Source organism: Methylobacterium sp. D53M (assembly GCF_053345625.1).
In genome coordinates this window covers 1-12,213 of sequence record NZ_JBKFAL010000033.1, presented here as the reverse complement: position 1 = coordinate 12,213, position 12,213 = coordinate 1, and the positions used below count along the sequence as shown (strand labels likewise).

Below are 12,213 nucleotides of genomic sequence, written 5' to 3'. Positions count from 1 at the left end.
GAATGTCGAGACCTCGTCTACGCGCGGGGAGGCAGCGCGGTTCCGGTCTCCAGGTCGAACGGTGCCCCCTGAGGCCCGGACGACCACTCCTACCGCCGTGCCTCCTCGCCGCCCCGTGATCGCATGGCTCGCCACAGCCGAGGAAACGGCGGCACAGCGCCGGGGCCGGTCGGTCGAACGGGGCGACCGATACGCGGACAGTGGGTCGGGCTTTGACGGCCCGAGAGGCGGGACGGGCGCCCGCATCCTCGGTCCGCAGATCCCGCACCCCAGAAACAACAAAGCCCGCCATTGCGTTGGCGGGCTGCTGTCAGGCATTTGGTGCCCAGGAAAGGACTCGAACCTTCACCTCTCGCGAGACTGGTACCTGAAACCAGCGCGTCTACCAATTCCGCCACCTGGGCTCGCCGTCGGCCATCGGCCGGCGACGGCTCCGTTTAGGCAACGGAGCCGCCGGCGTCAATCGCGATTTCAGCCCTGCGGCCACTCCCGGATGTCGACGAAGTGTCCGGTGACCGCTGCGGCCGCCGCCATGGCCGGAGAGACGAGGTGCGTGCGTCCGCGGGGACCCTGGCGGCCCTCGAAGTTGCGGTTCGACGTCGAGGCGCAGCGCTCGCCCGGACGCAGCTTGTCCGGGTTCATGCCGAGACACATCGAGCAGCCCGGCTCGCGCCAGTCGAAGCCCGCCGCCTTCAGGATCTTGTCGAGACCCTCGGCCTCGGCCTGCGCCTTCACGAGGCCGGAGCCCGGCACGATCATCGCCGAGACGCCCTCGTGCACCTTCCGGTCGCCGACGACCCGCGCGACCTCGCGCAGATCCTCGATGCGGCCGTTGGTGCAGGAGCCGATGAAGATCCGGTCCAGGGTGATGTCGGTGATCCGGGTGCCCGGCGTCAGGCCCATGTAGGCGAGCGCCTTCTCCTTCGACTGCCGCTTGTTCTCGTCGGCGATCTCGGACGGGTCCGGGATGCGGCCCTGGATCGAGATCACGTCCTCGGGGCTCGTGCCCCAGCTGACGATCGGCGGCAGGTTGGCCGCGTCGAGGCGCACCTCGCGGTCGAAATGCGCGCCCGCGTCGGTGACGAGGCTCTCCCAGTAGCGGCGGGCCGCGTCGAAGGCCGCGCCCTTCGGCGCCTTCGGGCGGTCCTTCACGTAGGCGAAGGTCGTCGCGTCGGGGGCGACCATGCCGGCGCGGGCACCGCCCTCGATCGACATGTTGCAGATCGTCATCCGGCCCTCCATCGAGAGCGCGCGGATCGCCTCGCCGGCATACTCGATGACGTGGCCGGTGCCGCCGGCAGTACCGATCTCGCCGATGATCGCCAGGATGATGTCCTTCGCGGTCACGCCGGGCGGCAGCGTGCCATCGACGGAGACGCGCATGTTCCGGGCCTTGCGCTGCACCAGGGTCTGGGTGGCGAGCACGTGCTCGACCTCCGAGGTGCCGATGCCGTGGGCCAGCGCGCCGAAGGCGCCGTGCGTCGAGGTGTGCGAATCGCCGCACACGATCGTCTGGCCGGGCAGCGTGAAGCCCTGCTCCGGGCCGATGATGTGGACGATGCCCTGGCGCCGGTCGAGGGCGTCGTAGAACTCGATGCCGAAGTCTCGCACGTTCTCGGCGAGCGCCTCGAGCTGCGTGCGGCTCTCGGGATCCTCGATGCCCTGCGAGCGGTCCGAGGTCTGGACGTTGTGGTCCACGACGGCCAACGTCTTCTCCGGATGGCGCACCTTGCGGCCGGCCACGCGAAGACCCTCGAAGGCCTGCGGGCTCGTCACTTCGTGGACGAGGTGCCGGTCGATGTAGAGGAGGCTGGAGCCGTCCGGCTGGACATCGACGACGTGGTCGTCCCAGATCTTGTCGTAGAGGGTGCGCGGGCTGGTCATCGGTCTTCGTCTTCGGCGATTGGGGTCGGTGCAGAACTCTCGCGATGATGCGTGGTCCTTAGTAGGCATCGCGCGCGGTTTTCGAAAGAGGCGAGCCCTGTGCCGGCCGAACGGCCGCCCGGCTGATCCGCGCGGTTGTCACCGCCGGCCACTCCTGCGCGCTGGCGCCCCACCCCGCACAGGCTCTATGCCGGGACGGGGGAGGCGGCCGACACCGACGCGCGGCCGAACGTGGGAGTGAACGATGGCTGAGGCCCCGGTCGAGATCCTGTTGCTCCGGAAGATGCACCCGTTGGTGGAGAAGGCCTTCGCGGGGCGGTACGGGGTCCACCGGCTGGCGGAGGCCGCGAACCCGGAGGCCCTGCTCGCCGAGATCGGCCCGCGGATCCGGGCGCTCTGCGTCGGCGGCGGGGTGGACGGGGCGCTGATGGACCGGCTGCCGAACCTCGAGCTGATCGCGAATTTCGGCGTGGGCTACGACGCCGTCGACGCCGCCGGGGCGCAGCGGCGCGGGATCGTCGTCACCAACACGCCGGACGTCCTCACCGACGAGGTCGCCGACCTCGCCCTCGGCCTCACCCTCGCCACCCTGCGGCGGATCCCCCAGGCCGACCGCTACCTGCGGGACGGCCACTGGCCCAAGGCGCCCTTCCCGCTCACGGCATCGCTGCGCGGGCGACGGGTCGGCATCCTCGGTCTCGGCCGGATCGGGCGGGCGATCGCCCACCGCCTGGAGAGCTTCGGCGTCGCGATCGACTACCACGGCCGCAGCCGGCAGGCCGACATACCCTACACGTATCACGATACGTTGATCGGCCTCGCCCGCGCGGTCCACATCCTCATCGTGGTGGCGCCCGGCGGCGCCGACACGCGCAACCTCGTGGACGCGGCCGTGCTGGAGGCGCTCGGTCCCGAGGGCATCCTGATCAACGTCGCCCGGGGCACCCTGGTCGACGAGGCGGCGCTGACCGCGGCGCTGAAGGCGGGCACGATCCTCGGCGCCGGCCTCGACGTCTTCGAGAACGAGCCGCACGTGCCCGCGGATCTCGCCGCCCTCGACAACACGGTGCTGCTGCCGCATGTCGGGTCGGCCTCCGAGCACACCCGCGCGGCGATGGCCCAGCTCGTGGTCGACAACGTCGTCTCGTGGTTCGAGGGACGGGGTCCGCTGACGCCCGTCGCCGAGACACCCTGGAGACCGACCGCGTGAGACAGGCTAAGGCCGCCCTGCTGGCCGCATCGGCGCTGATCGCGACCGCCGCGATCGTCCGGCCGGCCGCCGCCCAGGACGTGCCCGCCGCTACCGACGAGGCCGCACCGCCGTCCCCTCCGCCGGCCGTGGAGACGCTCGCGGTGCCCCCGGCTCCGACCGCGCCGCCGAGCCTCCCCGAGAAGCTCGGGCAGGTGCCTGGAACCTGGGACCTGTCGCGGGACGGCACCAACCGCCGCTGCGTCATGACGCTGGTGCTCGACAGCGGCGAGGCGGGGCAGCGGCTGCGCTTCCCGGCCGGATGCCGACGGGCCCTGCCGGTCCTGAACAGCGTCGCCGGCTGGCTCTTCGTCGACGGGGCCGTCCGCCTCGTCGATCGCAACGTCCGCCCGGTCCTCGATTTCGCCAAGCGGCCGGACCAGCGCAGCCTCGTCGCTCAGGCCGAGGGCGGCGAGCGCTACAGTCTCGTTCCCCTCGACATCGTCGCGATGCGGCCGGCCGACGCGGCCGCCGCGCCCGAGACCGCGCCGACGGATCCGGCGAGCCCGGCCCCCTCCCCGCTCCAGACCGCGGCCCCGGTGCCGGCCGAGCTGCAGCCGCCGGCGACCGCCTCGGCCGCGACCGCCTCGGCGGGGCCGGCGCCGGGCCTCTACGCCCTCGACCGCTTCCAGCAGCGCGATACCTGCCGGATCAACCTCGACGGGGTCGGCGGCGGCGTGCACATCGTCCCCGGCTGCCACGACAGCGGCCTGGAGGTGTTCGATCCGGTGCGCTGGCGCTACGCGAAGGGCCGGATGACGCTGACCGCCAAGCGCGGCCACAGCATCGACCTCGTGCCGAGCGGCGACGGCCGGTGGCGGCGCGATCCCGAGGTCGGCACCACCTTCGTCCTGCGCCGCGTCGATTGAGCGCACCGAGCGACGACGGCCGCGCGCTCGATGACGGGCGCGTCAGCGCGACGAGCCGCGCCCGTCCTGGACCGGCAGCATCCGCTCCAGCAGACCGTCGCGGCGGATCACCAAGTGCCACGCCGTGCCGGCGACGTGCAGCAGGACCAGGGCGTAGACGAGCCACTGGCCGAACACGTGGATCGACTCGAAGATCTTCTGCGTCGCGTCGTCCTTCGGCAGTCCCGGGATCGTGAACAGCCAGAAGTACGGCGTGTCGCGCCCGGACAGCGCGCTCAGCAGGTAGCCGCTGATCGGCATGATCAGGAAGATCGCGTAGAGCAGGAAGTGGTTGACGCGCCCGATCAGCGTCAGGAGCCGGGGCGCCTGCGGGTCCGGCGGCGCAGGCCGGATCATCCGCCAGAGGATGCGCACGACCACGATCGCCAGGATCGTCAGGCCGACCGACTTGTGCAGCACGAACATGCTGCCCTTGGCGGGTGTCGGCGGCATGCTGATCGCGACCCAGGCGAGCGGCAGCACCGCCAGGACGAGGGCGGCGTTCAGCCAGTGCAGCGCCTGCGAGACCGGATGGTAGCGCGGCAGTCCGGATGCCGTGACGTAGGTGGCGGGCAGCGCGGTCGGCGCCTTGCCGGCCGTGAGCGGAGAGCCTGACATGATCCCTCACGGAAGAGCGTGGTCCCCTCCGATCTAGGGCCCGCCTCAGGCCGGGGGAGTCTCCCGTCAGCCGGATGCGCCGGACGAGGCCGTCCGCGACACGTCGAGCAGGGCTGCGAGTTCCGCGGCCGCGGCGCGCAGCCGGATCGCCACGGTCTCGTCGACGATGCGGCCATCCACCAGGTCGTCGGACCCGGCATAGACCGAGGTCGGCGCGACGTGGGCCGCGAAGAAGCCGAACAGGGGTCGGAGCCCGTGCTCGACCACCAGGGCGTGGCGCAGGCCCCCGCCCGTCGCGGTCAGCGCCACCGGCATGCCGATCATCCGGGCCGGGTCGACGAAGTCGAAGACGTGTTTGAACAGCCCGGCATAGCCGCCCTGGTAGACAGGCGTCCCGACGATCAGCGCGTCCGCCGCCTCGATCGCCTCGACGAGGCGCGCGGCGGGCGCCGAGAGGTCGTCCCGCTGCGTCGCGCCGAGGCCCGGGCCGGCATCCATCAGGTCGTACACGGCGAGGTCGATCCCGCGCAGGCGACCGAGTTCGGCGCCGAGGGCCTCGACCAGGATGCGGGTGCGCGAGGGTCGCTTGGCGCTGCCCGAGAAGGCGACGACGCGGGCACGGCTGGGCTTCACACTCGACTCGACACTCACCACGAAACCTTCCGCCGCAGCACGCCCTGATCCGGGACTCCGAACACCCTGGCGCATGCGCGGCACGCGACGCGGGTCGATTCGACGGTAACGCATTCCCGCGCCGGATAAAGCCTTGGCGCGGCCGCGCGGGCGGCGGTCCGGCGGGAGCGTCTCGGCGGATCCGTCATCCGCGGAGCCGCCAGACGTGGCTGCGCTTGATCTCGGAATCCTCCAGCGCGCGCGAGACCGGAACCTCGTAGGTCGCGAGGCAGTCGAGGCGGTCCCGCGGAAGGTAGGTGCGGCCCGGATCGCCGATCAGCACGGTGACGCCGCGCGCCTGCAGGTGAACGAGCCAAGCGGTCACGGCCTCGGCGAGGTCGCGCTCGTAGAACACGTCGGCCGCCAGGACGAGGTCGGCCCGGGGATCCGTGGCGAGGAGATCGTCGGCGATCGCGGCGACGCGGTCGCCGACGCCGTTGGCCGCGGCGTTCAGCCCGATCGCCGCGACGGCGAAGGGGTCGAGGTCGCTGGCGACGACGTGGCGCGCCCCGGCGCGGGCCGCCGCGATCGCGACGAGGCCGGACCCCGAGGCGAAATCCACCGCGCGCGCGCCGTCCGCGACGTCCGGGTTGTCGAGGACGTAGCGGGCGAGCGCCTGGCCGCCCGCCCAGGCGAACGCCCAGAACGGCGGCGGCAGCCCGATCGCCTGCAACTCCTCCTCGGTCCGCTGCCAGAGATCGGTCGCCTCGTCGGCGACGTGCAGGCGGATCTCGGGCGCGTGGGGGACGGGCAGCAGGCGGGTGTTGGCGCGGATGAAGCCGGCGGGATCGTCCGGTGCGCGCACGGTCAGGCCTCCAGCAGGTCGCGCCATACGGCGCGGACTTGGTCGGTCACCGCGGTCTCGGTGAAGCCCCCGGTCTCGATCCGCGCCCGCGCGGCCGCGCCCAGGCCGGCGACGAGACTGGCATCGCCGCTCAGGCGCGCCAGCGCGGCGGCCAGAGCCGGCGCGTCGTCCGGGGGAACGAGCAGGCCCTCGACGCCGTCGCGCACGAGGCTGCGGCAGCCCGGGACGTCGGACGCGACCAGCGCCCGGCCGCAGGCGGCGGCCTCCAGCAGCGTCCGCGGCAGGCCCTCCCCGCCGCGCGAGGGCAGGCAGGCGACGTGGTGGCCGGCCCAGACCCCCGCGACGTCGGTCGTCGGCCCGTGCCAGACGATGCCGTCGCGGCTCCAGGCGCGCAGGGTGTCGGCGCCGATCGCCCGCCGGTTCGACGGGTCCGGCGCGCCGTACAGCGCCAGCTCCACCGGCGCGCCCTGGCTCCGGGCGAGGCGGACGGCCTCGACGGCGACGTCGATCCCCTTCGACCACAGCATCCGGGCGACGACGGCCACCCGTAGCGGCGGCATCGGCGGCAGCGGCTGCGGGACGAGGATCGCGGGATCGACGCCGGCGCCGCCCACCACGGTCACCGACCGGTCGAGCGGGTCCAGGCCGAGGGCCAGGGCGTCGTCGGGGTTCTCGAAGAGGAAGCGCGTCCGCGACGAGGCCAGCGGCCCCCGGATCAGCGCCCGCAGGGCGAGGCGCGCCGCCCGGCCGAGGCGGTCGCTCCGGGCGCCGACGAGGCCGAGGCCGGTCAGGGCGAAGACGCGGGACGGGATTCCCGCCATGGCGGCGGCCGTGCCGCCGACCAGGATGCCGCGCAGGGCGATGCAGTGGACGATGTCGGCCTTCAGCGCCTTCAGGATCGCGGCGAGCTGCCCGGCCGCGTAGCCCGCGGCCATCGGGTTGAGGCTCGCCCGCTCGGCCTCCAGGTTGACGACCTGCGCGCCGGTCGCCTCGATGGCGGCCCGGTGGAGGCGGACCCGCGTCACCACCGCGACCGAGAGACCCATGCCGACGGCGGCGCGGGCCATCGGCAGGAAATGCGAGGCGAAGAACCAGTCCTCGGTCACCACGAAGACCAGGCGGCGCATCGGAACGGGCAGGTTCCCGGGTTCGGCATCGGACTGCATCCGTCCCCTCTAGCACGGCGGCGGGGCCCGTCCTGCGACGGATGTGCAGGCCCGGAACGGCGATCCCGTGCCGCCGGTTGTCCAAGGCCTTCTCGCCGGGCGAGGCAGCCCGGCGGCGTCGATGGGAGGGGCTGTTCATGGCGTGCGTCGAGACGGCGGAGAGCGGCGGAGACCTCCGCGCCGCGGCCGAGGAGGCCGGGCTCGTCTACGTCGATGACGGCCGGCCCGGGCTGACCCGCCGCCGCAGCGGCGCCGGCTTCCGCTACCTCGACGCGAAGGGCGCGCCGGTGCGCGACAGGGCCGTGCTGGCCCGCATCCGCGGCCTCGCGATCCCGCCGGCCTACACGGATGTCTGGATCTGCCCCCGCCGCAACGGCCATATCCAGGCGACGGGCCGCGACGCCAAGGGGCGCAAGCAGTACCGCTACCACCCGGATTTCCGGCAGGCGCGGGAGGCCAACAAGTTCTCGCGGATCATGGCCTTCGCGGACGCGCTGCCGGGCATTCGCCGGCGCGTCGACGCCGACATGAGGCGGCCGGGCCTGCCCCGCGACAAGGTGCTGGCCACCGTGGTCCACCTGCTCGAGACCACGCTGATCCGCGTCGGCAACGACGATTATGCGCGGACCAACAAGAGCTACGGCCTGACGACCCTGCGCGATCCCCATGTCCGGATCGAGGGTTCGGCCCTGTCGTTCCGCTTCAAGGGCAAGAGCGGCAAGACCTGGGACGTGTCGCTGAAGGACCGGCGGGTCGCCCGGATCGTCAAGGCCTGCCAGGACCTGCCCGGCCAGGAGCTGTTCCAGTATCTCGACCCGGACGGCACCCAGCGCGACGTCACCTCCTCGGACGTGAACGCGTACCTGCGTGAGATCACCGGCGAGGACTTCACCGCCAAGGATTTCCGGACCTGGGCCGGCACGGTGCTGGCGGCGCTGGCGCTGCGGGAGTTCGAGAGCTTCGACAGCGAGGCCGGGGCCAAGCGCAACATCCGCGCGGCCATCGAGAACGTCGCGGGCCGCCTCGGCAACACGCCGACGATCTGCCGCAAGTGCTACATCCACCCGCAGATCCTCGACTGCTACCTGGAGGGCGGCCTGCTCCTGCAGGTGAAGGACGCGGTCGAATCGGAGCTGAGCGAGGACCTGTCGAGCCTGCGGCCCGAGGAGGCGGCGGTGCTGGGACTCCTGCAGGCGCGCCTCTCTGCCGCCGAGGACGCCGTCAAGGCCGGAGGTCGGGTCAAGCCGGCGGGCGCGCGGAAACGCGGGGCGAAGGCACCAGAGCGGTCCAAGAGCGGGACGACGGCCAAGCGCGCGTCCGGAGCCCGGAAGGCGGCCGCGGCCGCTTAGGGGGGCGGTCTCGCCGAGACCGCCCGATCCCCCTCTCAGTGCCGGGACTGGTTGTCGTTGCCCGAGGACCGGTTGTCGGTGCCGCGCCGAACCTGATCGCTGGAATCGACCACGGGGGCCAGGCCGAGCTGGCGGGCCAGCGAGACGAGGTCCTTGAGCCGGCCGGTCTGGGTCTTGCGCCGCAGGTTGAGCCGGTGGGTCTCCACCGTGCGCACGCTGAGCGCCAGCCGCCGCGCGACCTCCTTGTTGCTGAACCCGGAACTCAGAAAGCGCAGCACCTCGGCCTCGCGGGGCGTCAGCCCGAGGCTCTCGCCGGCCTCCGGCGGCATCGCCACCGGCTGCTCCGGCGGGACCAGCACGTCCGAGCCTTCCGCCAGGGCGAGCAGCGCCGCGCCGAGGTCCCGCGGCGACTTGGAGCGCGCCACGAAGGCGTCGGCGCCCGCCGCCAGCAGGGCGCGGAGGTCGTCCGCCGTCAGCGCGCCGAAGGCGACCAGCGTGCGCAGCGCCGGCTGGCGCTCCTTCAGGGCGACGATGCGGGCGATCCCGTCGGCCAGCCGGATCTCGTCGAGGAAGACCAGGGCGACGCTGCTGCCGGCGTCGGCGCGGTCGAGATCGGCCTCGCCGATGGTGTGGAATTCGGGCATGTGCTCGAGGGTGGCGCGAACCGTCGCGCTCAGGTCCTCCGGCTCATCCAGGATCAGGACGCCAACGGCCGTACTCATGACCTCGCACCTCTCTCTCCCGGCTTGATACAGGCGGCCGGGATCGAAGGCGAAGTTCCAAGATCCGTTCCAGCAACAACTCGCGAATATTAAGCTTTATATTGGCCGAATCGCTCCCCAGAAACGGATACTCGGCGAATCAATGCGCCGATCTGGGACGACGGTGGGACACCGCTCGACGGACTGTGCCGATCTGGGACGGGCGGTCCGGCTCAGCCCGCGACGGCGCGGATACCCTCGCTGTGATCCGGCACCACCCGGTTCCGGCCGCCGCCCTTCGCCGCGTAGAGCGCGACATCGGCCCGCTTGACCATGGCCTCGACGCTGTCGCCGTCGCGCCACGTGCTGACGCCGAAGCTGCAGCTCAGCGCGATCGGACCCCGCGTCCCGTGGATCCGCAGGGCCTCGACGTCGGCGCGCAGGCGCTCGGCCTGCGCCACGGCCTCCGCGAGCCCGCGGCCGGGCAGGATGACGGCGAATTCCTCGCCGCCGAGGCGTCCCGCGATCCCGGCACCGGCGATCAGCTCGGCCACGGCCTTGATCGCCACGTCGCCGACATCGTGCCCGTGCTCGTCGTTGATGCGCTTGAAGTGATCGATGTCGAGGAGGATCGCCGAGACGGCGCCCGGCCTCGGGTCCCGTGCCGCGGCGGCCCGCGCGCGCTTGAAGAAGGCACGCCGGTTGTAGGAGCCGGTCAGCGGGTCCGTCTCGGCGAGGCGGATCAGCTCCTCCTGCATGGTGGTCAGGCGCTCGGCCGCGCGCAGGCGCGCGTTCAGCTCCTCGGCGCTCGGCGGCTTCTCGATGAAGTCGTCGGCGCCGCTGTCGAGGGCCTCGGCCAGGCTGCGGACGTTGCGGGCCGACGACATGGTGATGACGTGCAGCGGCCCGCGGGATTCGGCGAGGAGCCGGGCCGACCAGCAGAGCTCGAGCCCGCAGAGCGGCCGCACCTCCAGGCTGGTGATGAGGACCCGGACCGCGGGCGTCGCCGCCAGGAACTCCAGCGCCCGCTCCGAATCCGTGAACGGGTGCACCGCGTGGCCGCGCGGCTCGATCAGGGACGCGATGATCTGCAGCACGACGCGGCTCGAGTCGACGATGACGATCTGCATGGCGTGACCCGTACCCGATATCCGCGGTGTAAGCTGGAAGGCTTAACCGCCCCCCAACGGAGCTGAACCCCGTTATGAGCGTGGCCATTACCACTCCGGATCGGCGCTATATCGTTGTCCGGGCGCGTCTGTGGCGCCGCGCGAATCCCGACCTGTCGGAAACCTGTCGGGTCGCGCTGGTGCAGCGCCTGATGGCGGCGCGCCGGGGCGTGAAGGAGGCCAAGCGGGCCGAGCGCGCGGGCGAGCCGGGCGCCGCGGAGGCGCTCGCCGCCGCCAGGGCCGAGGTCGATGCGGCGAAGGTCGGACTCGGCGAGCGCGGGCCGGTCTGGTGGACGGACGGCGCGCCCGACCTCAACCGGCACCTCGTCCGCAACACGCCCTACGCGGCGTGGTTCGCGGCGCTCAGCGCCGGGGAACCTGAACCGCGATGACCCGGGCCCCCGCGACCGGGTCGGCCCCGACGGCGCGCGCGCCGCGGCGGCCGTAGGGGGCGGCGTTGATCACCGTCAGGGTCGGCTCGGCCGCCGGAGCGGCCTGGATGCCGGTCACCGTCGGGACGCCGTAGGTGCCGTAGCTCCAGGGCGTGGGCACGATCTGGGTCGGGCGCGGCACGCGGGTCAGCGGGGCGCCGATATAGGTGCCCCGCACGAACTCGCCGGCAAAGCCCGGATCGGCGGCGTAGCCGGGCGCGTAGGCGACCGGAGCGTAGGGATCGGCACTCCGGAAGGTCTGCGCCGACGCGGGCGCCGCCGCCGCCAGAGCGAGCAGGGTCACGATCGTCCGGTTGGCCATGGGTCCGGCTCCGAGGGGTGTCGGCGGGCGCGGGGCGCGCCGGGTGCGGGGCCAACAGACCGGATCATTGGCCGTTCCGCGTCTCCAGTCGCGCAGAGTGCGTAACGGTCCCGTCATGCCCAGCCGATCGGCCCCCTGGTGCGCACCGGTCAGCGGCAGGTGGTGATCCGCCGGACCACCCAGCCCTCGCCCTCGATCCACAGACGGCGGCGCGCCCGGCTGCATGTGACGTCGTCCTCCCGCTCCGCCGAGACGGGATGAACCTGCGGGTTGGCCTCGGCGACCTTGGTCTCGGCCGGGCCGTTGGCGGCCTGGGCCGCGAGCGGAACGGCGAGCATGACGGTGCCGGCTGCGGCGGCAGCGATCGTACGGAGTTTCATCGGGGAGAAGCGCCCTGCGGCCATGCTTGGAGGTTTGGTCCAGGAATGCGCGGGCCGGCGGTTCGGTTGCATCCCGGTTGCGTCGATCGCGACGGCCCGTGCGCTCGCTCACATCGCCGGTGGCGCCACACGGGCTGACGCCCGGCCACGACACCTGGCCACGACACCTGGCCACGACACTTGGCCACCTTGCCCGGCCGCGGCGCTTAGACTTCCCGGCTTTCACGGGTAAGGAAGAACAAAACCGGACGCGCCGGTGCCCAGCCGTCCTGCGAGACCGCCCATCGCGGGCCGCGGCACGGTCCACGAAGCAGGGTTCATGAGCAAGTCGAAGCCTCCGACCAACGCGCTCCTGACACCGGAGAAGCGCACCGAGGACGTCGATCAGACGATCCGCCCCCTGAGCCTTGCCGAGTTCATCGGTCAGCGCGCGGCGCGGGCGAACATGCAGGTGTTCATCGAGGCGGCGCGGAAGACCGGGCAGGCGCTCGACCACGTGCTGTTCGTCGGGCCGCCGGGCCTGGGCAAGACCACGCTGGCGCAGATCGTGGCGCGCGAA

General features: G+C 72.6%; 14 protein-coding genes and 1 tRNA gene. 5 read left to right on the top strand and 10 right to left on the bottom strand.

Translation table 11 applies throughout. From position 1 onward, the window contains the following. Positions 1–319: 319 nt before the first annotated feature. Positions 320–404 (bottom strand) — tRNA-Leu (locus ACLBYG_RS28100). A 67-nt stretch (positions 405–471) separates the two neighbouring features. Then, positions 472–1,884: a 3-isopropylmalate dehydratase large subunit gene (gene leuC, locus ACLBYG_RS28095; RefSeq protein ID WP_020095841.1), complete on the bottom strand. Its 1,413-nt coding sequence runs from the start codon at positions 1,882–1,884 to the stop codon at positions 472–474. Positions 1,885–2,128: 244 nt separating this feature from the next. On the opposite strand from leuC, the gene ACLBYG_RS28090 reads away from it, so the two are divergent. Further along, a complete protein-coding gene (locus ACLBYG_RS28090; RefSeq protein ID WP_447683647.1) occupies positions 2,129–3,094 on the top strand; it encodes a 2-hydroxyacid dehydrogenase in 966 nt (321 codons plus the stop codon). Beyond that, entirely contained in the window at positions 3,091–4,002 is a 912-nt protein-coding gene (locus ACLBYG_RS28085; RefSeq protein WP_447683646.1) for an AprI/Inh family metalloprotease inhibitor, read from the top strand. Before ACLBYG_RS28090 ends, ACLBYG_RS28085 begins: the two co-directional genes overlap by 4 nt. Before the next feature lie 42 nt (positions 4,003–4,044). On the opposite strand, the gene ACLBYG_RS28080 is transcribed toward ACLBYG_RS28085, so the two are convergent. The 4 genes from ACLBYG_RS28080 to ACLBYG_RS28065 form a co-directional block, all read right to left on the bottom strand. Further along, complete coding sequence (locus ACLBYG_RS28080) at positions 4,045–4,659, bottom strand: cytochrome b (protein ID WP_447683645.1); 615 nt, start codon at positions 4,657–4,659, stop codon at positions 4,045–4,047. A gap of 66 nt (positions 4,660–4,725) precedes the next feature. Beyond that, positions 4,726–5,292 (bottom strand): NAD(P)H-dependent oxidoreductase, encoded by a 567-nt coding sequence (locus ACLBYG_RS28075; RefSeq protein ID WP_020095845.1) that lies wholly within the window; start codon positions 5,290–5,292, stop codon positions 4,726–4,728. 184 nt (positions 5,293–5,476) lie between these two features. Beyond that, on the bottom strand, positions 5,477–6,163 hold the full coding sequence (locus tag ACLBYG_RS28070; RefSeq protein WP_447683644.1) for a class I SAM-dependent methyltransferase: 687 nt from the start codon (positions 6,161–6,163) through the stop codon (positions 5,477–5,479). Next, positions 6,139–7,302 (bottom strand): glycosyltransferase, encoded by a 1,164-nt coding sequence (locus ACLBYG_RS28065; protein ID WP_447683643.1) that lies wholly within the window; start codon positions 7,300–7,302, stop codon positions 6,139–6,141. The genes ACLBYG_RS28070 and ACLBYG_RS28065 overlap by 25 nt, the downstream gene beginning before the upstream one ends. Before the next feature lie 137 nt (positions 7,303–7,439). Here ACLBYG_RS28065 and ACLBYG_RS28060 point away from each other — a divergent pair, with 137 nt between their 5' ends. Further along, on the top strand, positions 7,440–8,651 hold the full coding sequence (locus tag ACLBYG_RS28060) for a DNA topoisomerase IB (RefSeq protein ID WP_447683642.1): 1,212 nt from the start codon (positions 7,440–7,442) through the stop codon (positions 8,649–8,651). Between the two features lie 35 nt (positions 8,652–8,686). On the opposite strand, the gene ACLBYG_RS28055 is transcribed toward ACLBYG_RS28060, so the two are convergent. Together ACLBYG_RS28055 and ACLBYG_RS28050 are read right to left on the bottom strand one after the other, a co-directional pair. Continuing rightward, entirely contained in the window at positions 8,687–9,373 is a 687-nt protein-coding gene (locus ACLBYG_RS28055) for a LuxR C-terminal-related transcriptional regulator (protein ID WP_020095849.1), read from the bottom strand. 212 nt (positions 9,374–9,585) lie between these two features. Next, the gene (locus tag ACLBYG_RS28050; RefSeq protein ID WP_447683641.1) at positions 9,586–10,482 is read right to left on the bottom strand and encodes a GGDEF domain-containing protein; all 897 of its coding nucleotides are present in this window, start codon (positions 10,480–10,482) and stop codon (positions 9,586–9,588) included. Positions 10,483–10,556: 74 nt separating this feature from the next. Between ACLBYG_RS28050 and ACLBYG_RS28045 the strand changes: the two genes are divergently transcribed. Beyond that, positions 10,557–10,913, top strand: coding sequence for a hypothetical protein (locus ACLBYG_RS28045; RefSeq protein ID WP_447683640.1), 357 nt, complete (start codon positions 10,557–10,559; stop codon positions 10,911–10,913). Here the strand turns inward: ACLBYG_RS28045 and ACLBYG_RS28040 are convergent. Continuing rightward, positions 10,885–11,274 carry a hypothetical protein gene (locus ACLBYG_RS28040; protein WP_020095852.1) on the bottom strand — a complete coding sequence of 130 codons (390 nt, stop codon included), beginning with the start codon at positions 11,272–11,274 and terminating at the stop codon, positions 10,885–10,887. The genes ACLBYG_RS28045 and ACLBYG_RS28040 overlap by 29 nt on opposite strands. Positions 11,275–11,423: 149 nt before the next feature. Continuing rightward, positions 11,424–11,654, bottom strand: coding sequence for a hypothetical protein (locus ACLBYG_RS28035; protein ID WP_026605348.1), 231 nt, complete (start codon positions 11,652–11,654; stop codon positions 11,424–11,426). Between the two features lie 319 nt (positions 11,655–11,973). On the opposite strand from ACLBYG_RS28035, the gene ACLBYG_RS28030 reads away from it, so the two are divergent. Then, on the top strand, positions 11,974–12,213 hold a 240-nt coding region (locus ACLBYG_RS28030), incomplete at its 3' end, for an AAA family ATPase (RefSeq protein WP_447683639.1).